Raw genomic sequence first — 21,318 nt, 5'->3', positions numbered from 1 at the left:
ACGTGCCGGCGGTCGCCATCTCCGCGCGGGGTATCGAGAAGTGGTTCGGCGAGGGCGAGGCGCGCACCCACGCGCTGCGCGATGTCAGCGTCGACGCCTATCTGGGCGAGATGTTGTTTATCGTGGGGCCGTCCGGCAGTGGCAAGACGACGCTGCTCAGCGTGCTGTCCGGCATCCTGCGGCCCGACGCCGGTCATGTCCGCATTGGCGAGACCGACGTCTGGGGCCTCGACGACGATGCACTGGCCACGTTCCGGCTGCAGAAGATCGGCTTCGTGTTCCAGGACTTCCACCTGTTTCCGCGCCTGACCACGCTGGAGAACGTGGCCATTCCGCTGATCCTGCGGCGTCATGACTGGGACGACGCCATGGCCAGTGCACGCCGGTACCTGGCCATCGTGGGGCTGGAGAGCCGCGCCGATCTGCCGCCGGTCAAGCTCAGCGGGGGCGAGCAGCAGCGCGTGGCGATTGCGCGCGCGATCGTGACGCAGCCGGACATCCTCATTCTCGACGAACCGACCGCGTCGCTCGACGGCGATACCGGACGCACGATCATGACCTTTATTCGCGACACGCTCCTCACCGAGCGGCGCTGCATCGTGGTGGTCACGCACGACGCGCGCATCTTCGACATGGCCACGCGAATCATCAACATGGAAGATGGCCACCTCAAGGCCACCGTGCGCGCGGAGGCGGCATGAAGAATATCCGCTGGCTGTTCGTGCTGTCGGGCGCCGGCCTGGCCATCGGGGTGGCGGCGGCAGTGTGGTTTGCCTACCGCCGGCCGCCGCTGCCGCCGGTGTACCAGCCGGCCTCGAACCCCTATCGCAGCGGCATCTATGCCAACGGCATCGTCGAGAGCGACCAGGATAGCGGTGCCAACGTCAATGTCTATCCCGAGGTGACCGGCACCGTGGTGCGGGTATCGGCGCGCGAAGGGCAGGTGGTAAGGCAGGGCGACGAACTGCTCGTGGTCGAGGATTCGGTGCAGCGCGCGCTGGCGGCGCAGCAGGCCGCCCAGGCCGACGCCGCCGATGCGCAGCTGGCGCAGCTACGCGCGCTGCCGCGCAAGGAGACGCTGGAGGTCGCGCAGGCACAGGCGGACGCGGCCGGCGCCGGCCTGAAGACGGTAGAGGACCAGTATGCCAAGCTCAGGCGATCGTCGCAGCTCGATGCGCGCTCGGTCAGCCAGGACGCGCTCGACAACGCCGCCAATGCGGTCGCGGTGGCGCGCAGCAACGTGAACGTGGCGCGCCGGCAGCTCGCGCTGACGCGCGCAGGGGCCTGGTCGTTCGATATCCGCAACCAGGAGAAGCAGCGCGATGCGCTGCGGCGAGCGGCGGCAGCCGCCGAGGCATTGCTGCAGAAGTATGTGGTGCGGGCTCCCGTGGACGGCATCGTGATGGCGGTCAACACGTCGATGGGCGCCTATGTGTCGCCGCAAGGCACCTATAGCACCTACACGCAGGGCAATATGCCGACGGTGGTCATGAGCACGCGACAGGATCGCCTGGCCGTGCGCGTCTATGTCGACGAGATCCTGGTCCATCGACTCGCACCCGGACCGTCGATGCCTGCCAGGATGTTCGTGCGCGGCACGGACATCAGCGTTCCGCTCGAATTCGTCCGCGTGCAGCCTTACCTGACGCCCAAGATCCAGCTTTCGGACCAGCGTACCGAGCGGGTCGACGTACGCGTGTTGCCAGTCATCTTCCGCTTCCAGCGGCCGCAACAGCCGCCGATCTATCCGGGCCAGTTGGTGGACGTGTACCTCGGCGGTGCGTCATGACCGCGTTGACGCGCACGCGTATCGCGATGGCCCTGGCCCTGGCGGGTCTGCTGGCGGGATGCGCGGTCGGGCCGGACTTCGTGCGGCCGCCCGCGCCACAGGTGTCTGGCTACCTGCGCGGCGGAGAAGCGGATACGACCCCGGTGGCGGATGGCCAGGCCCAGCGCTTTGCGCAGGCCACGGCATGGCCGGCCTGGTGGCGCCGCTTCGGCAGCGCCGAACTGGACGAAGCCATGGACGCGGCGCTGGCGGGCAATCCGAGCGTGCAGGCGGCACAGGCCAACCTGCGGCAGGCCAGCGCGGCGGTACGTGCCGGCGCGGGCGTGTTCTATCCGCAGGTGGCGGCGCAGGCCCAGGCGGCACGGCAGACGGCCACGCCCGCGCGCTTTGGCAGCGAGGTGCCGGCAAGCATTTTCACGGTGTTCACGCTTGGCGCCACTGTCAGCTATGCGCTCGATATCTTCGGTGGCAATCGCCGTGCGGTCGAGTCGCTGGCGGCGCAGGCCGACGCACAGCGGTACACGCTCGGGGCGACGTGGCTGACGCTGACCGGTACGCTGGTCAATACCGCGATTGCGCGGGCCGGCTATGCGGCGCAGATGGCCGCCACCGAGGAACTGCTGGGTGTTGTGCGGGACCAGATCGCGATCACGCGCGCGCAGGTCGATGCGGGTACCGTCACCCATGCCAGCGAACTGAGCCTGCTGACGCAGCTTGGTACGCTGGAAGCGACGTTGCCCCCGCTGGCGCAACGCATGGACCAGGCCGATCATCTTGGCGCGACGCTGGCCGGGCGCTTTCCGGCGGAGGCGGCGCCGCTGGTGCTGTCGCTCGACGAGATCACGCTACCGGTCGATCTGCCACGGGTATTGCCGTCGGCGCTCGTGCGGCGCCGGCCCGATGTGCTCGTGGCCGAGGCGGAGCTGCATGTGGCCTCGGCCGAGGTGGGCGTGGCGACCGCGGCGATGTTGCCGGGCATCGCGCTGAGCGCGAGCTATGGCCGCGAAGGGCGCAATCCGGCGGCACTGTTCCAGGCCGGCAGCGGCGTGTGGGGCGTGGCGGCGGGCGTGACCGCGCCGCTGTTCCAGGGCGGCACGCTGTACTACGGGCGCGAGGCGGCGCTGGCGCGGCTGGCCGCGGCCGAGGCCGGCTATCGGCAGGTGGTGCTGGCCGCGTTTGCCCAGGTGGCCGATGCCATGCGCGCGCTCGAACACGATGCGCTGGTCGTCGAGGCGCAGGCGCGGGCGCGGCAGGCCGCGCGCGAACTGATGGACGAGTTGCGCGCCGGCTACCAGGCGGGCACGGCCAGCTATCTGCAGGTGCTGGTGGCCAATGCCCAGTACGAACAGGCAAGCATCGGCTATCTGCAGGCGCGTACGCAGCGCCTGCAGGATACGGTGGCATTGTTCCTTGCACTCGGCGGCGATTGGGAGGGCGTGGCGGAAGTGGCGCCGGTTGCCGACCGGTAATGGCGCAATGCCGCGGCCGTTGGCGCCGGTCGGTCGACCACCGATGGCGCTGGCCGCCCTGGATTCCCGCCGTCGACCCACCGACGACCCGACGACAACCCGACGACAACCCGACGACAACCCGACGACAACCCGACGACAACCCGACGACAACCGGCCGGCCATCGACCGACCACCCCCCCGACAGCCCACCTGCCGACATCGCTCGCCACGCTACGCCTCGTTGGGCGATAGCCAGGCGGGGCGCGCTTGTCCGGTGTCGGTCTGCGGATGCCGCAGGGTCTCGGCAAATGCCTTGAGGTCCGGATTGGCCTCGCCATCGACGATTTCGCGCTGCAGCAGCACGAGCACCGGGTGCGGCGGATGGCCGGTGAGGGTGCCGACTTCTTCGGCGGCACGAAAGCCGCCCCGGCCCGCCATGACCGTGATGGCCGCCACGCCATGAGGCTGCGGGCCCTGATCCGCGAGAAAGCTGCGCATCGGCGCGGCCAGCCGGCCAACCCACACCGGCGCCATCACCACGGCCGGGCCACAGGCCGACAGTGGCGGCCCGACGTAGCGATACGGCACCTTGCGGCCGAGCAGGTTGTCCATCACGCAGCGCAGATCGCCGAGGAAGCCCGCACGACTGTCGGCGTCGGCCACTTCGAACAGCGGGCAGTCGAGAATGCCGGCAAGCGTCTGGGCGGCCTGTCGCGTGACGCCCGTGCGGGAATAGTAGAAGAGTGCAAGATCCGTCATGGCTGACTCCTGATCATCGGCGCATATGCCAGATGGAGGCGCGTGCGCGCCGCGTGCATTCAAGCTAGGCGCTGTACGGCCATACCCGTTGACCTGCATCAATCGGCGAATCGATGCCGACTCTAGACTCCATGCAGCGATTGTCGTTGTCGCTTTTTCCATGGGTGTCCGAGAGGAATGATCATGAAGACCATGCAAATGATTGGCGTTTTCGCCGCCACCGCGATGGCGATTGCCGCCGCGCCGGCCAGCGCGCAGAAGAACTACACGGAGGGTGGCGACCTGTATGGCGGTGCGCATGCCCAGTCCGCCAGCAAGAAGAATGGCAAGGCGCCGGCCGACAAGACCGGCCAGGCGTCCGGCGCACAGCGAAGTGGCAAGTTCGATCCCTATACGGAGGGCACGCGCTCGAACGCGGCGCACGCCAATCCGCCGCAGAAGTTTCCGGACGAGCGTCCGCAGCCCGACGACGTGGCGAAGAGCGGCAAGGCTGGCGGGCAGGCGCAGCCGAAATAGCGTCGGCTGAAGCGTGCCAGGCAAAAAAAGAACCCGCGGTCGGGGAACGGCGGGTTCGGAGCAGGGGTGATGATTTCGGGAGGGGTCAATTCCCGCATTCACGATATGACGTCGACGGGGCCGGCGGTGTCAGCGTTTGTCTGATTCGACGTCTCCGATCATTCACATCCGGGTTCGTAACATCCTGTAGGCGGCCGGCCGATATCCCTTCCATCCGGGATTGGCGACACTCTTCCCGACTTGCCCGTCGGGCAACACCGCCACAGGAGGAGACCTTGGACTGGCTCGACCTCATGCAATGGCCGGCGATGGCCGTCACCGTGCTGGCCACGTGGCTGGTGGGATCGCGCGGCGCGGGTCGCCGCAAGCTCGGGTTCTGGATTTTCCTTGCCAGTAACGCGCTGTGGGTCGCCTGGGGGCTCCACACCGGCGGCTATGCACTGGTGGTCCTGCAGTTCGCGCTGGCCGCGCTCAATATCCGCGGCATGATCGAGGCCCGCAAGGCGCGGCAGCGCGAGGCGCGGGGGGCCCGCGCCTGATCCCAGCGCTCAGGCCAGGATCATCACCATGACCATGCCCCAGATCGTCAACAGGGTATTGCCGACTGCGTAGGTCACCGTGTACCCCAGCCCGGGAACCTGGCTTCGGGCCGCTTCGCAGATCATGCCGAGCGCCGCCGTGGTGGTACGCGCGCCCGCGCAGACGCCCAGCACCAGCGCAGGGTGGAAGCGGAACACGTACTTGGCGAGGAACATGCCGACGATCAGCGGAAGGCTGGTAGCCACCACGCCCCACAGGAACAGGCTGACGCCGAGTTTCTGCAGGCCGGCGATAAAGCCCGGCCCGGCCGAGATGCCGACCACCGCGATAAAGACGTTGAGGCCGACGGAGTTCATGAACCACAGGGTAGGCTCCGGAATGCGGCCAAAGGTGGGCCGGATGGCGCGGTACCAGCCGAAGAGGATGCCGGCGATCAGCGCGCCGCCCGCCGTAGAGACCGTCAGCGGAATACCGCCCACGTTGATGACGATGGCGCCGATCAGCGCGCCGATGGTGATGGCGAGCGACACGAACGCGACATCGGTGACGGTGGTCGGACGATCGATATAGCCGACCTGCCGGGCCGTTGCATTGATGTCCTGCGTGCGGCCCACCACCGTGATCACGTCACCGCGATACAGCTGCGTCCTGGGCAGCACGGGAATCACGGTCTCGGTCGGCCCCCGCTTGATCTTTTTCAGGAACACGCCGCGCGCGCCGGGCCAGCGTGCCAGTTCGGTCAGGGTCTTGCCGTCGACGGCCTTGTTGGTGACGTAAATGTCGACACCCTCGGTCGGTACGCGCAGCAGTTCGGCATCCTCGACCTCACGGCCGCTGGGACCAAGGCGCGCAATCAACTGATCGCGCTTGGCGCCGATGGCTACCACGTCGCCAGCCTGCAGCACGGTATCGATATCGGCCTCGATGATCTCGTTGCCACGGCGGATGCGCTCGATAAACGCGCGCACGCCTTCCCTCGTACTGCCCTCCAGTTCGCCCACGGTCTTGCCCGCGAACGGGCTGTCAGGTGCCAGGGAATATGCGCGCAACTCGAACTCGTGCCATTCGATGCCTTGCTCGCCAGTGGTGCCGGCGCCCAGGATCCGCTCATAGTCCTTGCAGGCCGCGACGAGGTCGATGCCGAGCAGCTTGGGCCCGATCTGTGCCAGGATGATCGCCGAGCCGACCGTGCCGAAGATGTAGGTGACGGCGTAGGCGATCGGCATGGCGTCGAGCAGCGGCTGGGTCTGCTCGGGCCCGAGGCCAAGCCGGTTGATGGCGTCGGTGGCCAGCCCCATCGATGCGGAGATCGTCTGTGAACCCGCGAACAGGCCGGCGGCTGAACCCACGTCGTAGCCCGCCAGCATCGCCGCGCCGACCGCAGCCGCCAGCGATAACACGGCCTGCACCACGGCAAAGATGGCCTGCGGCACGCCGTCCTTGGCAATGCCGCGCACGAACTGCGGCCCCACCCCGTATCCCACCGCAAACAGGAACATGAGGAAGAAGACCGATTTGACGTTGGCGGAGATCTTGACGCCCAGGATGCCGATCGCGATTGCCACCAGCAAGGTGGACGTGACCGCGCCGAGGCTGAAGCCCTTGAAGCTCTTGCCGCCGACCCAGTAGCCAATTCCCAATGCGAGAAAAATGGCGATTTCCGGATACGCCTTGAGCGTGGCAACGAACCAGGTCATGGCTGCCTCCCTTCCATGCCGTCGATGGCGTGAATGGCGTGAATGGCGTGAATCGGATCGAACGGGGCGATATCACCCCCGCGGCCGCCTGCATGCCAACCGTGCGGCCGCGATCTTCACTTCTTCTTCGCTTTCTGATCCTTGCCGTTGGACTCGCGGTAGCGCTCCAGGTATTCGTCGCGCAGCTTGCGCACCGAGCGCCCGATCTTGACGTAGTCCTCTTCATTGAGGTTGGCCAGCGAGACCCGGCCCGACGGATGCTGCGTGCCAAAGCCACCGCCGGGCAGCAGGACCACGCCGGCTTCCTCGGCGAGCCGGAACAGCAGTTCGTGGGGCTTGACCGTGGCGAGCAGCCAGGCGACGAACTCGGGGCCGACCTCGCGGCTCATCTGTTCGACGTCGAGCAGCGTGTAGTAGTCGACCACATTGGCATCGACTGCCTGCGGTGTGGCACCCATGCCGCGGTACAGCGCCGCCTTGCGGCTGCGGATCAGCCGCTTCATCGCGCACTTGTAGCTGTCCGCCGCGTCCATCAGCGAGAACAGGGAGAACAGCACCATCTGCACCTGCTGCGGCGTGGACAGACCGGCGGTGTGATTGAGCGCAACCGTGCGGCTGTCGGCCACCAGGCGATCGATAAACGGCAGCTTGCGCGGTTCCGTGGTGATCGACGAATAGCGGCGGTCGAGGCTCGCGCACTCCTCCTTGGGCAGCCTGGCGAGCTGCTCGTCGAGCAGGTTGGACTTGTGGGTGGCGATCACACCGAGACGCCAGCCGGTGGCGCCAAAGTACTTGGAGTACGAGTACACCAGGATGGTGTTGCGCGGGCACATGGCAAAGAGCGAGACGAAATTGTCGGCGAAGGTACCGTAGACGTCGTCGGTCAGGATGATCAGGTCGGGGCGCTCCTTCACGATGGTGGCGAGGTACTCGAGACTCTCGTCGCTCATGCGGACCGAAGGCGGGTTGCTTGGGTTCACCACGAAGAAGGCCTTGACCTTGGGATCGCGCAGCTTGTCCAGCTCGGCATTGGGGTATTGCCACCCGTTTGCCGGATCGGCATTGATCGCCAGCTCCTCGAGATTGAATTCCTCGAGCTCCGGGATCTCGATGTAGGGCGTGAAGATCGGCTTGCCCAGCGCGATGGTGTCGCCGGGCCGGAGCAGATGGTTGACGCGCATCGAATGGAACAGGTACGTCATGGCCGCGGTGCCGCCCTCGACGGCGAACAGGTCGAAGTCGCCCTGGAACGGGTGCGTGCCGATCATCTCGCGCCGGATGTACTGCTTGACGATCTTTTCGCTGACCCGCAGCATGCGGTCCGGCACGGGATAGTTGCACGCGAGGATGCCTTCGCACATTTCGTAGAGAAAGTCGCCGGCGCTGAGCCCGAGCTGGTCGCGCACGAACGACACCGCGCCGGACAGGAATTTCACGCCGGGGGTGTCCTGGTGTTGCCGTGCGAACAGGTCGAAGCGTTCCTCGATGCCGCCGCGGCGGGGAAAGCCGCCGACGCCTTCGGCGAGATAGGAGAACGAGCGCTCCGACTCGATCATCGCGAACAGTCCGAGCTGCCAGAAGCCATGGCGCGGCACGGTGGCCAGGAAGTTGGGATTGCCGCGCCCGGCATTGAGCATGATGCGGTTGGTGACGCTGCCCGCGAGCTTGATGAGCTCGTCCTTCAGTTCGAACGGCGACAGGCCGGCAAGCTTTGACGTATCCCTGGTATTCATTGACGCGTCTCCCGGAGATGATGCAGCGTGACGAAGGATATGGACGGCAACGGCGGCGCGCGGTGGCGCGCGGGCGTCCCGATAATCACCGTAGGTGCAGACGGTGCGATGCTCAATTGGCCCAAAGAACTACGGCGGCACACTAGGCGTGGCGCATGCCGCGGCTGCGGCCGTCGCGCAGCATCTCGCGCAAGGCGTCGGCCAGCTGCGTAACGTTGATGCTCGGCGGTGTGGTGCCCCAGGGACTGGCGTGATAGAGCGCGGCCATGTCGAGCGGAAACAGCTGCGCCAGCGCGGGCGGATAACGGAAAGCGGCCACCGGCTCCAGCGCGCCGCCGGTGCCGGCATGGAATACCTCGATCAGGCGCGGCGTGTTCTTGCGGTCGTGGCCGAACACGTAGTAGTAGCGCTCCTGGCGCCAGTCCAGCGTCGCGGCCAGGTAAGGCTGCGCCACGCCGGGCAGGCGCGTGCGGCGCGCGCAGTACTGGCAGGCCTGTTCGATATACGTGGCGGGCGGGACATCCGCTTGGGCGGAGGGATCGCTGGACGAGATATGGGTCATGGCGTCATGAGAGGGTCGTCGTCAGCATAGGTGCGGCATGCGGGCGTGCGGTATTGGACCAAGGTTCCATTGCCCGCGCTGCGGGCCTCACCTATAAGAGCAGCAGAACGGTGATGGCACCGTGGCTGCCGCTTGCCCCGGGAGGCGCGCGATGACGCTCTGCAGCGATGGAACGGGTAGGATTTGCCAGCGGAGGCGCGCCGGGAACCGCGCGAGCGGGCGGGACGCGGTGTGCTCTGCTGCATGGTTCGCGGCATGTTCCATGGCATGGTCAGCGGCATGGTCCACGCTAGGGGCGCGTATCTGCGTCGCCCTGTGCGCGGGCCTGTGCCTCGCCATCGCTCCGGCATCCGCGCAGGACAAGGCGGCGGCGCCGCCGACCTTCTCGCCCGAAGCGATCGAGGCGCTGGTCGCGCCCATCGCGCTCTATCCGGATTCGGTACTCGCGCAGGTGCTGATGGCCTCGACCTATCCGCTCGAGATCGTGCAGGCCGCGCGCTGGGTCAAGGCCAATCCCAACGCCAAGGGCGATGCGGCGGTCAAGGCCGTGCAGGACCAGCCGTGGGACGTGAGCGTGAAATCGCTGGTGGCCTTTCCGCAGATCCTGGAGCCGATGAACGACAAGCTCGACTGGACGCAGAAGCTGGGCGATGCATTCCTCGCGCAGGAGAAAGACGTGCTGGCGGCGGTGCAGCGGCTGCGCGCCAAGGCGCGCGAGGCCGGCAACCTGGCCACCACCGAGCAGCAGAAGGTGATCGTCGAGCCGGCCGCGGCGGGCAGCACGCAGACCGTCGTGCGCATCGAGCCGGCCAACCCGCAAGTCATCTACGTGCCCGCCTATAACCCCGCGGTGGTCTACGGCAGCTGGACCTACCCGACCTATCCGCCGTACTACTGGCCGCCGTACCCGGCCTACTATCCCGGCTATGTGCCGGGCGCGGCGCTGATGACGGGCTTTGCCTGGGGGGTGGGACTCGCCGCCGCCGGCGCGATCTTCTCCAACTGCAACTGGGGCGGGGGCGACGTCAACATCGACATCAACCGCGCCACCAATATCGACCGCAATTTTGACCGTACCAAAGTCGAAGGCGGCAATCGCTGGAAACACGACGCGAGCCATCGCAAGGGCGTGGCATATCGCGATAACGCCACGCGCGAGAAGTTCGGCCAGGGCAGCGCGGGGGCGGACCGGCGCGATGCGTACCGGGGGCGCGAAAACGCCGGCGAGCGTGGAGGCGATCGTGGCGACAGGGCAGGGAGGTCCGGCGACAGGACGGGTGACAGAGCCGGAGATCGCGCGGGAGACCGGGCCACTGACAGGAGTGGTGACAGATCGGGCGACCGGGCCGGCGATCGGTCGGCCGCGCGTGGCGGCGAGCGTGGCGCCACGCGCGGTGGCGAAACGGGCCGCGCGGGCGCCGCCGATCGTGGCACGCGCCAGACCAGCTACGGTGGTGGCGCTGGTGGTGGCACCGTTGGGGGGCGCGACAGCGCCTTCCAGGGCGTCGGCAGTGGCAGCGGTGCACAGCGCGACCTCGACCGTGGGCGGGCCAGCGCCGCTGGCGCCGGTGCCGGCGGCAGGGGTGGCGCGGCGTATGGGGGCGGGCAACAGGGAGGGCGCAGCTTCGGCGGAGGGGGCGGCGGCGCACGCGGCGGCGGGGGACGCGGGGGCGGCCGCCGCTGACGCCGCCGCTAACGCCGCCGCTGACGCCGCCGCTAACGCCGCCGCGTGTCATGGCGTGGCGTACCCGTCGGAGTCGGTGGTGCCACGGGTAGCGATCCCCATCGCGATACAGGTCCCGCCGGCGCCAACTCGCATGTTCATTTGTATTGGTATGTGCATTCGCATCTCAATCTCAATCTTGTCTGGAAGGAGCCGGCCATGCCCGCAGCGATGAGTCGATGGCATGCGCGCATGATGGCCACCGCACTGATGGCTGCCGCGTGCGCCGGGTATGGCGGCTTGCCTGCCGACGCCCGCGCGCAGCAGGTGTTCCGCACACCCGAGCAGGCCATGGTGGCGTTTGGCGACGCCATCGCCAGCAGCGACGATGCCGCGACGGAGCGCATGCTCGGCCGGGATGCGCGGCGCGTGATCCCGCCCTTGGGGGCCGATCTGCGCTATCGCTTCCTCGCCGCCTGGAGCCAGCACCATGCCGTGCAGCCTCAGGACGACCGGACCGCGCATATCGTCGTCGGCAACGAGGGATGGACCCTGCCTATCCCGCTGGTGCGCGCCCAGGGCGGCTGGCGTTTCGATCTGGCGGCGGGACTCACGGAAATGCGCTTGCGCCGGATTGGCCGCAACGAGCGGGCCACCATCGAGACCATGCTCGCAGTCTGCGACGCGCAGCGCGAATATGCGCTCCAGGATCACGACGGCAATGGCATGCTGGTGTACGCGCGCAAGCTGATCAGCTCGCCCGGCAAGCGCGACGGCCTGTACTGGCCTACCGCCGAGGGCGATCCGCCAAGTCCGCTTGGACCCGCGTTTCTGCGCGCCGCCGGGGCCGGCCAGCGCCAGACCGGCTATCACGGTTACCGCTACCGGCTGCTGACGTCGCAGGGGGATGCCGCGCCCGGCGGCAAATATGGTTATCTGGTCAATGGCGAGCTGTTCGGCGGCTTTGCGGTGCTGGCGTGGCCCGTGCAATATGGCGAGACCGGCATCAAGAGCTTTATGGTCAATCACCAGGGCCAGGTCTATGAGCGCGACCTCGGGCCGCAGACCGCGACGCGTGCGGCCGCGATCCAGAGTTTCGACCCTGTGCCGGGGTGGGAGCCGGTATCACCCTGACGGTATCACCATCCATGGCATCCTCATGGGTGTGACGGTGGTACCGGCGTCACAATGGCTCGCCGATGCACCGCCGATGCCGCTTTGCACGCTCCGCTGCAAACGCTTGCGTCGTCAAGCGTCCGCGCGCTTCGCGCGCGATAAAAAATATTCGTATTTCACTATCGGATTTCTCTAAAACAATTTATTGAACTCGTCATGTTTGCGACCTAACGTGATATCAGCAATTTTTAAGACGACATAAGCGACAGGTTGGTAACAGAGGCAGCAATAGCAGACGCTGGCGGGGTGTGCCCGAGCTGGCGCAGCCGTTCGACCAAGAAAAATGGCGCGGTCGCAGGGGTAGACAAGGGACCAGAGGCGAGCGATTCGCAGGATGACGCGTGTCCATCCTGCCCAGTGCGGCTGGCCAACCCCGGGACGTCCCCCGCAGCCAACAGGGATGTCTCATGCCTCATCTGGTACTCGTCCGCCGGCGCACGCCGGTCCTCAATGCCCATGCCGCGCATTCGCGTGGCGGCCCCACCGTTTGCTGTCCATCGTGCATACCGTTGGTGACATTGTCCGGCCTGCCGCGACAGCCACGGCACGTGCGCGCGGCCGGGCCGGGGGGGCATCGGCCATGACGATACGCCTTCGCTTCAACATGTCCGGGGTGCTGCTGGGCGTGCTGGCGGCCACGCTCGCCGTGCGCGCGCTGGCACGCGCCGGCAATGCCGGGCGCGTGCCGGGCGAGCGGCTTGTGCATGGGCTGGGACCGGAGGTCGGGCCGCTCGCCGGCTCGCTTGCGCATGAATTGAACCAGCCACTTACGGCGATCACCAGCAATGCCCAGGCGGCGCGGCAATACCTGACGAAGGAGCCGCTCGATATCGCCGAGATGGTGTCGACGCTCAACGATATCGTCAGCGACGCCTCGCGCGCCAGCGAGATCGTCCGCAGCGTGCGCGCGCTGGTCCTCGGTCACGCGCCCGCGCCGGTACTGTTCCAGGTGGACGATGTCGTTCGCGAGGTGATCGGGCGCGTCGGAGACAACGCGGACGGGCGTGGCGTCGAGCTCCATCGGCAGGTGCCGCGCGGCCTCCCCGCCGCGGTGGGGGACCCGCTGGAGATCCAGCTGGTGCTGTTCAACCTGTTGCTGAATGCCATCGAGGCGGTGGAATCGGTGCGGCCGCGCGGCGAGCGCCGCATCTTTATTCGGGTCGAGCGGCAGGACGACGAGCTCGTGCTGGCCGTCCGCGACAACGGGTGCGGCGTGGAGGCTGGCAACCTGCAGCGCATCTTCGAGCCGTTCGTCTCCTCCAAGCCCAAGAACATGGGCCTCGGACTGTCGTTCAGCCGGGCCCTGGCCGAACGCAACGGCGGCCGTCTGCGCGCCATCCGCAACGAGGGCGCCCCTGGCATGACGTTCGAGCTGCGGCTGCGCATGGACCGCGCGGAAGCGCCGGTGCGCGCGCTCCATCGCGTGAGCGGCGTCGGCCCGCGCGCCGTGGTGTCCGCGCTGGCGCCCAACCGGAGAACCTCATGACTGCACCGCAACCGAGCCTGTATATCGTTGACGACGACGAGAGCGTGCGCCGCGCGCTTGTGCGCATGCTGGGCGCCCATGGCTACCATGCCGTCGCGTTCGAGTCCGCCGCGCGCTTTCTCGACGAAGTGGATCTCGACAAGGGCCCGGCCTGCCTGGTGCTCGATATCCTGATGCCGGACATGGACGGCATGGCATTGCAGAAGCTGGTCAGTGCGCGCATCCCCGTGATCATCCTGACCGGACATGCCGACGTGGCCAAGGCCGTGGTGGCGATGCAGGCCGGTGCCATCGACTTCCTGCAAAAGCCCGTGGCCGGCGACGCGTTGCTGCCCGCGATTGCCCGCGCCTGCGAGGCCGCGACGGCATGGTTTGCACGCACGAGGGAGATGAAGGCGCTGCGACAGAAGCTCGATCGCCTGACGCCGCGTGAGCGCGAGGTACTGGCCTGGATCGTAACGGGCCGACGCAACAAGCAGGTCGCCAGCGAACTCGGCACCGTGGAAAAGACCATCAAGGTGCATCGCGCCCATGTGATGCAGAAGCTCGAAGTCGATTCGTTGCCGGCGCTGGTACGCATCGCCGATCAGGCCGGCCTCGCGTGCGGCGGCGCGGCGCTGGCCCAACGTCCAATATCGGGAGCTCCGCAGGTTTCGTAGCCTTGGCACATGATGCGTTCCACGCTGGCCGCTCCCGGCCGGTCGGTGGTCGTGCTTCTTGGGCGTTCCTATGGCATCCAGCGGACAATTTGCGGCGGTCGTCGACGACGACGAGTCGGTCGCGCGCGCAATCTCGCGCGTGCTGCGCGCGGCGGGCCTGAAGGTCGACACCTTCACCACGGGCAACGCCCTGCTGCAGAAAATGCAGATGCAGCCGTGGTACCGGCCGGGCTGCGTCATTCTCGACGTGTGCATGCCCGATCCCGACGGCCTGGAGATGCAGCGCCGCCTGGCCGACACGCGTATCCCCATCATCTTCATGACCGCCCACGATGTGCCCGAAGCGCGCGACAAGGCGCTTTCCGCCGGTGCCATCGGCTATCTGCGCAAGCCGTTCAATACCGCGTACCTGGTCGACCTGGTGCGCAGCGTGATCGCGTAGGACGCCTCGCGCACGCGCCTTTGGTCCTTGGTCCAATTGCCATTTGCGCGCGAGGAGACACACTCTTATCAGAGTCGAGCGAAGGAATGGTCATGGCGCTGCTGATGCTTTCCAACTTGCATCCCGATACCACGGAAGAACAGATCCGGGAATTCCTGAGCCGTTATGGCTTCCCGCCCTACGACGAGATCGAACGCCAGGAGGGCGATGGCACGCGACCGGCCGTCACGCTCACGTTCCACGCGCTCGATATCGGCCGTCTGCAGGCGTTGCAGCCGCGTATCCACGGCGTGTTCTGGCATGGCCACAAGCTCAACGCATTGGTCCTCAGGGAGCGATTCCAGTAGTCGCGTGCACGATGCCGCGACCGGCCATCGGCTGGCCAACGGAGGAGAGACGACATGCGGAAGCCCCCGACGTCCACGAGCAGGCAGCGCGCGCTGCTGGCGCTCGCCATGCTTGCGCTGGCAGGCTGTCACCGGCAGGAAGCCAAGGCCCCGGCGGCACCGCCTGCCACCGAGGTTGGCGTGATCGAGGTGGCGCCGCGCGACGTGCCGCTGGTCTACGAGTTCGTGGGCGAGACCCAGAGTTCGCAGCAGGTGGAGATCCGCGCGCGCGTCAACGGCTTCCTGGAGCAGCGCCTCTATACCGAGGGCTCGCTGGTGAAGGCCGGGCAGGTGCTGTTCAAGATGGACGAGAAGCCGTTCCGCGCGGCGCTCGATGCGGCACAGGCGCAGCTGGCACAGGAGCAGGCGCGCCTGGGCACGGCGCGCGCCAACCTCAACCGCGTCAAGCCATTGGCGGCCAAGAACGCCTTGAGCCAGAAAGACCTCGACGACGCCACCGGGCAGGAACAGGCCGCCGCCGCGGCGGTGGAGCAGGCCCGCGCCAATGTCACCAACGCCAGGCTCAACCTTGGTTATACGGTCATTACCTCGCCCGTCAACGGGTTGTCGAGCTATGCCAAGAAGCAGGTCGGCTCCTATATCGACCCGACCAACAGCCTGCTCACCTACGTGGCCAAGCTCGATCCGATCTGGGTCAACTTCAGCCTGTCCGAGAACGAGGTGCTGCAGACCCAGGCCCAGCAGGCCAAAGGTACGCTCAAGCTGCCCGAGCGCGGCGCGATGGAAGTCGAGGTCGTCCTGGCCGATGGTTCGGTCTTTGCCAACCGCGGACGCATCGCGTTCGCGGACGCATCGTTCAATCCGGATACCGGCACCTACCTCGTGCGCGCCGAGTTGCCCAACGAGAAGGGCGCGCTGCGGCCCGGGCAGTTCGTGCGGGTGCGGCTGTATGGCGCCATGCGCACCCACGCCATCACGGTGCCGCAGGAAGCCGTGGTGCAGGGCCAGCGTGGACAATCGGTGTGGGTGGTCGCCAAGGACAAGGCGGAGCCACGCGTGGTGGACGTAGGCGAGTGGTCGGCCGGCAACTGGGTGATCCTGTCGGGGCTCAAACCGGGTGAGTTCGTCATCGTCGACGGTTCGGTCAAGCTGGCGCCGGGGGCACCGGTCAAACCGGTGCGGCTCGCGCAGGATGGGGGCCCGGCCAGCGGCAAGGGGCCTGCGACCACCGGTCAGGCCGCACCGGCGCCCGCGGCGCCGGTGCCCAACCCGCCCGCTCCGGGACAGAAGACGGGCGCGGCATCATGAAGCTCTCGCATTTTTTTATCGACCGTCCGATCTTCGCGTCGGTGCTGTCGATCATCCTGGTGGTGGGTGGCCTGGTGGCGATGTTCAACCTGCCGATCGCGCAGTTTCCCGACATCACGCCGCCGAGCATTACCGTTTCCACCACGTATCCCGGCGCCAGCGCCGAGGTGGTGGCGCAGAACGTGGCGGCGCCAATCGAGCAGCAGGTCAACGGCGCCGACAACATGCTGTACATGTCGTCGACCAGTTCCTCCACCGGCAATATGAACCTGACGGTCTACTTCGAGATCGGCACCGATCCGGCGCTGGCCCAGGTGGACGTGCAGAACCGGGTCAACCTGGCCTTGCCGACGCTGCCGGAGGCGGTGACGCGCCAGGGCGTCACGGTCGAAAAGCGCTCGTCGGCGTTCATGATGGTGATTGCGGTGTACTCGCCGGACAACAGCTACCCGCAGACCTTTGTCGACAATTTCACCAACATCTACATTCTCGACGCCATCAAGCGCATTCCGGGCGCGAACCAGGCGGCGATCTTCGGCACGCCCGACTATGCCATGCGCATCTGGCTGCGGCCGGACCGCATGGCGCAGCTCGGCATCACGGCAGAGGATGTGAAGAGCGCGGTCAGCAACCAGAACGAGCAGTTCTCGGCCGGGCGCATCGGGCAGTCGCCCACGGATGGCCCGGTCAAGCAGACCTTTCCGGTCACGACCAAGGGCCGCATGACGGAACCGGGCGAGTTCGAGAACATCATCCTGCGTGCCGCGTCGGGCGATGCCGCCATCGTGCGGCTCAAGGATATCGGCCGCGCCGAACTTGGTTCCAAGGACTATTCGCTGCGGAGTCGCTTCAAGGGCAGGACCGCCACGTTGATGGCGGTCTACCAGCAGCCGGGTGCGAATGCGCTGGCGGTGGCGGAGCAGGTGAGAAAAACGCTGGCAGAGGCCAGGAAGAGCTTTCCGCCCGGCATGGAGTACGAAGTCGCGCTCGATACCACCGAGTTCGTGCACGAGTCGATCAACGAGGTGGTGCACACGCTGCGCGACGCGGTGATCCTGGTGATTCTGGTCGTGTATCTGTTCCTGCAGAGCTTCCGCGCCACGCTGGTGCCCATCCTCGCGGTGCCGGTGTCGATCATCGGCACCTTCATGGCGATGTCCGCGTTTGGCTTCTCCGTCAACATGCTGACGCTGTTCGGCATGGTGCTGGCGATCGGCATCGTGGTGGACGATGCCATCGTGGTGATCGAGAACGTCGAGCGCAATATGGTGGAATACAACATGCCACCGAAGGTGGCCGCCAAGCATGCGATGGACGAGGTCGGCGGACCGGTGGTCGCCATCGTGCTGGTGCTGCTGGCGGTGTTTATCCCGGTGGCGTTCCTGTCGGGGATCACGGGCCAGCTGTACAAGCAGTTCGCCATCACGCTCGCGGTGTCCGTGTTCCTGTCGGGCGTGGTGGCGCTGACGCTGTCGCCGGCGCTCGCCGCCATCCTGCTCAAGCCCGGCAGCCACGAGAAGAACCGCTTCTTCCGCTGGTTCAACCGCAGCTTCGACCGCATGGTCGAGGGCTATGGCAGTGCGGTGCAGCTGGTGATCCGGCGCGCGCTGATTTCGATTGCGCTGGTGGTGGCGCTGATCGCGGTCAGCGTATTGCTGTTCATGCGCATTCCGGGCTCGTTCCTGCCGGTGGAGGACCAGGGCTATCTGCTGGGGGCCGTGGTACTACCCGATGCGGCCAGCCTCGACCGCACCGGCGACCTTTCCAAGCGGGCCGAGCGCTGGTTCGCGGAACAGCCCGGCGTCAAGTCGGTGGCCGTGCCCGACGGCTACAGCCTGATCGATTCGCAGAACAAGGCCAACGCGGGCACGCTGTTCGTCACGCTCAAGAGTTTCCACGAGCGCGGGCCCGGCGAGAGCGCGGCGGACCTGATCGCCAAGGCCACGCGCGAGTTCTCGACCTATCGCGAGGGCCTGGTGATTCCCGTCAATCCGCCGTCGATTCCAGGGCTGGGTACGACCGGCGGCTTCGAGTTCTGGCTGCAGAGCACGGGCGACGCAAACTACCAGCAACTGGAGGAACGCGTGCGCGCGTTTATCGCCAAGGCGCGCGCGCGGCCGGAGCTGCGCGGCATCAGCACCACCATCAATACGCGTTCGCGGCAGTTGCTGGTCGACCTTGACCGTGAGCGCGCCGAAACGCAGGGCGTGCCGGTGGAGCAGGTATATTCCGCGTTGCAGACCATGTTCGGGTCGCTGTACGTCAGCCAGTTTCCCAAGAACAGCCGCCTGTTCCAGGTAATTCTGCAGGCCGAACCCGAATACCGCTCGCGGCCCGAGGATCTCGATCGCGTCTACGTGCGCAATGCCAAGGGCGATATGGTGCCGATCAAGGCGGTCACCACCTCGCGCTATGTGGCCGGCGCGGACCTGGTCACGCGCTTCAACAACTTCCCCGCGGCCAAGATCACCGGCGATGCCGCGCCCGGCTACAGCTCGGGGCAGGCGCTGCAGGCGATGGAGCAGGTGGCCGCCGAAGTGCTGGGCGAAGGCTATGCCTACGGCTGGAGCGGCCAGGCCTATGAGGAAAAGAAAGCCGGCTCGACCGCCGCGATGGTATTCGCATTTGCCCTGCTGATGGTGTTCCTGATCCTCGCCGCGCAGTACGAAAAATGGTCGTTGCCGCTCGGCGTGCTGCTGGCCGTGCCGTTCGCGCTGTTTGGCGCGCTGGTCGGCATTCTGCTGCGGGGCATGGAGAACGATGTCTACTTCCAGATCGGCCTGACGGTGCTGATCGCGCTGGCCGCCAAGAATGCCATCCTGATCTTCGAGTTCGCGGTGGAGATGCGGCACAAGGAAGGACTCAACGCCTACGATGCCGCGGTCAAGGCGTCCAAGCTGCGGCTGCGCCCGATCATCATGACCTCGCTCGCGTTTATCCTGGGCTGCATTCCGCTGGCCATCGCCAGCGGGGCGTCGGCGGCCAGCCGGCAGTCGCTCGGAACCGGCGTGATCGGCGGCATGCTGGGCGCCACGGTGATCGCGGTGTTCTTTATCCCGATGTTCTACTGGGGGCTGGAGCGGCGCTCCAGGACGGTGGCGGTGCCGCCGGAACATACGGTGCCGCCCGCATCGGCAGGGCCCTCCGCCCCCGCCGCGCCCACCACCCCATCCGCACCATCCACCCCGTCCGGAGGCAGCGTATGAGCGCGGCGCGCTTCGGACCGGCGCTGGCCCTCGCGCTGCTCGGCGGATGCGCGGTGGGGCCAGATTACACGCGTCCCGCCGTCGAGACGCCACCGGCCTATCGCTTTGCCGAGGAAGCCGTGCCGGCCACGCTGCCCGCTAACGTGTACTGGTGGAGCCAGATGGGCGACCCGGTGCTCGACGACCTCATCGTGGTGGCGCGCCATGCCAACCAGGACTTGCTGATTGCCGCGGCGCGCGTGGAGGAATACTACGGCCGCGTCATGACCGTGCGCGCGGGCCTGTTTCCGCAGGTTGGCGCGGAGCTCGGCGGTGGCCGCCAGCGGCTGAGCAGCAATGGCGGCAGCGTGGTGCCGATCGACAATCCTTTCAATCAGGTGCGCGCCGATGTGTTCGCCTCGTGGGAGATCGACCTGTTTGGCCGTATCCGCCGCCTGACCGAGGCGGCGCGTGCCGAATACCTGGCGAGCGAGCAGGCGCGCCGCAGTGTCGAGCTTAGCGTGGTGACGGCCGTGGCCAGCGCCTATATCACGTTGCGCGACCTCGACAACCGCCTGCGGATCGCTCGCGAGACCCTCGCCAGCCGCGAGGGCGCGCTGGGTGTCTTTCGCGATCGGTTCGAGGGCGGCGTGGTATCGGAAGTCGAATATTCGCAGGCGCGCTCCGAGTACGCCTCGGCGCAGGCATCGGTCGAGCAGTTCCGCCTGCAGGTGGCATTGCAGGAGGATCTGCTGGCCAACCTGCTTGGCCAGTACCCTGGCGAAATACCGCGCGGCAAGGCCATCGATGCGCTCACGCTGCCCGTCGTGCCGGTCGGGCTGCCGTCGTCACTGCTGGAACAGCGGCCCGACCTGCTGCAGGCCGAGCAGGGGCTGGTGGCCGCCAATGCGCGCATCGGTGCCGCGCGTGCGCAGTACTTTCCGACCATTTCGCTGACCGGCATGTTCGGTGCCGCCAGCACGGCGCTGTCGGGCCTGTGGACCGGGTCCGCGCGCGCGTGGTCCTATGCCGGCGTGATCAGCATGCCGATCTTTACCGCCGGTGCCATTGCCGGCGATGTCAGGCAGGCCGAGGCGCGCCAGACGCAGGCGTTGCATGCGTACCGCCAGGCCATCCAGACCGCGTTCCGCGAAGTGGCGGACGCATTGGTGGGGGTGCAGCGGACGCAGGGCCAGTTAGCGGCAAAGGATGACCAGGTGGCGGCGCTGTCGCGCTATGCATTGCTGGCACGCGATCGCTATGAGGGCGGCTATACCAGCTACCTGGAGGTGCTCGACTCCGAGCGCGCGCTGTTCGCCGCCCAGCTCGACCAGTCGAGCCTGCGCGGCGCGGAGTTCGGTCAGCTGATCGCGTTGTACAAGGCGCTCGGCGGTGGCTGGCCCGAGACGCCCGACGGACAACCGCCGCCAGTGCCGGCCGGATCTCCGCCGGCGCCGCCGCTGGCCAGTCGTCAACAGGAGTAATGACATGTCCCGCACGAAGACGCGTCTTATCGTCATGGTGCTGTCGGCAGGCGCATGCGGCGCCGCCATGGCGCAGAACAAGCCGATCCCGTATCCGGCCAAGGGCCAGAGCGCGGCCCAGCAGCAGAAGGACGATGGCCAATGCTATGCCTGGGCCAAGTCCCAGACCGGCATCGATCCTGCCGCCGTGGCCGCGCAACCGCCGCCACCGAGTGGCCCGGCCGTGGGGGGTGGCGAGCGTGTCGGCGGGGCCGCGCGTGGGGCGCTCGGGGGCGCGGTGATCGGTGGCATTGCCGGCGACGCGGGCAAGGGCGCCGCGGCCGGGGCCGCGGTCGGCACCATGGCTGGCGGGGCGCGGGCGCGGCAGAACCAGCGCAATGCGCAGGCCAACGCGCAAGCGCAGTCGCAGGGGGCGATCGATACCTACAACCGCGCGTACGCCGCCTGCATGGAGGGGCGCGGCTATACCTTGCGCTAGCGGTTGCGATAGCGTTTGCAATAGCGGGTGCGAAGACGGTCGC

19 protein-coding genes are annotated in these 21,318 nt (G+C 67.2%); 15 read left to right on the top strand and 4 right to left on the bottom strand.

The window, feature by feature from the left end:
- The first annotated feature begins 2 nt into the window (after positions 1–2).
- From DFLDMN_RS05990 to DFLDMN_RS05980, 3 genes are read left to right on the top strand one after another with little or no spacing between them, the layout of a single operon-like run.
- The gene (locus DFLDMN_RS05990; RefSeq protein WP_423197559.1) at positions 3–701 is read left to right on the top strand and encodes an ABC transporter ATP-binding protein; all 699 of its coding nucleotides are present in this window, start codon (positions 3–5) and stop codon (positions 699–701) included.
- Positions 698–1,789 (top strand): HlyD family secretion protein, encoded by a 1,092-nt coding sequence (locus DFLDMN_RS05985; protein ID WP_423197558.1) that lies wholly within the window; start codon positions 698–700, stop codon positions 1,787–1,789. The genes DFLDMN_RS05990 and DFLDMN_RS05985 overlap by 4 nt, the downstream gene beginning before the upstream one ends.
- Entirely contained in the window at positions 1,786–3,258 is a 1,473-nt protein-coding gene (locus tag DFLDMN_RS05980; RefSeq protein WP_423197557.1) for an efflux transporter outer membrane subunit, read from the top strand. The genes DFLDMN_RS05985 and DFLDMN_RS05980 overlap by 4 nt, the downstream gene beginning before the upstream one ends.
- A gap of 213 nt (positions 3,259–3,471) precedes the next feature.
- Here DFLDMN_RS05980 and DFLDMN_RS05975 read toward each other — a convergent pair whose 3' ends face one another.
- Positions 3,472–3,999 carry a flavodoxin family protein gene (locus DFLDMN_RS05975; RefSeq protein ID WP_423197556.1) on the bottom strand — a complete coding sequence of 176 codons (528 nt, stop codon included), beginning with the start codon at positions 3,997–3,999 and terminating at the stop codon, positions 3,472–3,474.
- 183 nt (positions 4,000–4,182) lie between these two features.
- Between DFLDMN_RS05975 and DFLDMN_RS05970 the strand changes: the two genes are divergently transcribed.
- Both DFLDMN_RS05970 and DFLDMN_RS05965 read left to right on the top strand, forming a co-directional pair.
- Complete coding sequence (locus tag DFLDMN_RS05970; protein WP_423197555.1) at positions 4,183–4,515, top strand: hypothetical protein; 333 nt, start codon at positions 4,183–4,185, stop codon at positions 4,513–4,515.
- A gap of 275 nt (positions 4,516–4,790) precedes the next feature.
- Positions 4,791–5,054 carry a hypothetical protein gene (locus DFLDMN_RS05965; protein ID WP_423197553.1) on the top strand — a complete coding sequence of 88 codons (264 nt, stop codon included), beginning with the start codon at positions 4,791–4,793 and terminating at the stop codon, positions 5,052–5,054.
- 9 nt (positions 5,055–5,063) lie between these two features.
- On the opposite strand, the gene aspT is transcribed toward DFLDMN_RS05965, so the two are convergent.
- From aspT to DFLDMN_RS05950, 3 genes are all read right to left on the bottom strand, one after another.
- Positions 5,064–6,752, bottom strand: coding sequence for an aspartate-alanine antiporter family protein (gene aspT / locus DFLDMN_RS05960; RefSeq protein ID WP_423197552.1), 1,689 nt, complete (start codon positions 6,750–6,752; stop codon positions 5,064–5,066).
- 116 nt (positions 6,753–6,868) lie between these two features.
- Positions 6,869–8,485 carry a bifunctional aspartate transaminase/aspartate 4-decarboxylase gene (locus tag DFLDMN_RS05955; RefSeq protein ID WP_423197551.1) on the bottom strand — a complete coding sequence of 539 codons (1,617 nt, stop codon included), beginning with the start codon at positions 8,483–8,485 and terminating at the stop codon, positions 6,869–6,871.
- Positions 8,486–8,627: 142 nt separating this feature from the next.
- Entirely contained in the window at positions 8,628–9,047 is a 420-nt protein-coding gene (locus DFLDMN_RS05950) for a hypothetical protein (protein ID WP_423197550.1), read from the bottom strand.
- A 262-nt stretch (positions 9,048–9,309) separates the two neighbouring features.
- On the opposite strand from DFLDMN_RS05950, the gene DFLDMN_RS05945 reads away from it, so the two are divergent.
- The 10 genes from DFLDMN_RS05945 to DFLDMN_RS05900 all read left to right on the top strand — a co-directional run bounded on the left by DFLDMN_RS05945 (position 9,310) and on the right by DFLDMN_RS05900 (position 21,275).
- A complete protein-coding gene (locus DFLDMN_RS05945) occupies positions 9,310–10,731 on the top strand; it encodes a DUF3300 domain-containing protein (protein ID WP_423197549.1) in 1,422 nt (473 codons plus the stop codon).
- Between the two features lie 198 nt (positions 10,732–10,929).
- Positions 10,930–11,844: a DUF2950 domain-containing protein gene (locus tag DFLDMN_RS05940; RefSeq protein WP_423197548.1), complete on the top strand. Its 915-nt coding sequence runs from the start codon at positions 10,930–10,932 to the stop codon at positions 11,842–11,844.
- 622 nt (positions 11,845–12,466) lie between these two features.
- Positions 12,467–13,372, top strand: coding sequence for a sensor histidine kinase (locus DFLDMN_RS05935; RefSeq protein WP_423197547.1), 906 nt, complete (start codon positions 12,467–12,469; stop codon positions 13,370–13,372).
- Complete coding sequence (locus DFLDMN_RS05930) at positions 13,369–14,031, top strand: response regulator transcription factor (protein ID WP_423197546.1); 663 nt, start codon at positions 13,369–13,371, stop codon at positions 14,029–14,031. Before DFLDMN_RS05935 ends, DFLDMN_RS05930 begins: the two co-directional genes overlap by 4 nt.
- 70 nt (positions 14,032–14,101) lie before the next feature.
- Positions 14,102–14,473: a response regulator transcription factor gene (locus DFLDMN_RS05925; RefSeq protein WP_423197545.1), complete on the top strand. Its 372-nt coding sequence runs from the start codon at positions 14,102–14,104 to the stop codon at positions 14,471–14,473.
- Positions 14,474–14,565: 92 nt separating this feature from the next.
- Positions 14,566–14,820: an RNA recognition motif domain-containing protein gene (locus tag DFLDMN_RS05920; protein ID WP_423197544.1), complete on the top strand. Its 255-nt coding sequence runs from the start codon at positions 14,566–14,568 to the stop codon at positions 14,818–14,820.
- Positions 14,821–14,874: 54 nt separating this feature from the next.
- Positions 14,875–16,128, top strand: coding sequence for an efflux RND transporter periplasmic adaptor subunit (locus tag DFLDMN_RS05915; protein ID WP_423197543.1), 1,254 nt, complete (start codon positions 14,875–14,877; stop codon positions 16,126–16,128).
- The gene (locus DFLDMN_RS05910) at positions 16,125–19,334 is read left to right on the top strand and encodes an efflux RND transporter permease subunit (RefSeq protein ID WP_423197542.1); all 3,210 of its coding nucleotides are present in this window, start codon (positions 16,125–16,127) and stop codon (positions 19,332–19,334) included. The genes DFLDMN_RS05915 and DFLDMN_RS05910 overlap by 4 nt, the downstream gene beginning before the upstream one ends.
- Complete coding sequence (locus tag DFLDMN_RS05905; protein ID WP_423197541.1) at positions 19,331–20,797, top strand: efflux transporter outer membrane subunit; 1,467 nt, start codon at positions 19,331–19,333, stop codon at positions 20,795–20,797. The genes DFLDMN_RS05910 and DFLDMN_RS05905 overlap by 4 nt, the downstream gene beginning before the upstream one ends.
- Before the next feature lie 34 nt (positions 20,798–20,831).
- Positions 20,832–21,275 carry a glycine zipper domain-containing protein gene (locus DFLDMN_RS05900; protein WP_423198334.1) on the top strand — a complete coding sequence of 148 codons (444 nt, stop codon included), beginning with the start codon at positions 20,832–20,834 and terminating at the stop codon, positions 21,273–21,275.
- Positions 21,276–21,318 lie beyond the last annotated feature (43 nt).

This window comes from Cupriavidus sp. H19C3, assembly GCF_049393815.1.
GTDB lineage: Bacteria > Pseudomonadota > Gammaproteobacteria > Burkholderiales > Burkholderiaceae > Cupriavidus.
Note: the sequence above shows the minus strand (reverse complement) of the source record. Positions and strands in the feature narration are given on the sequence as shown.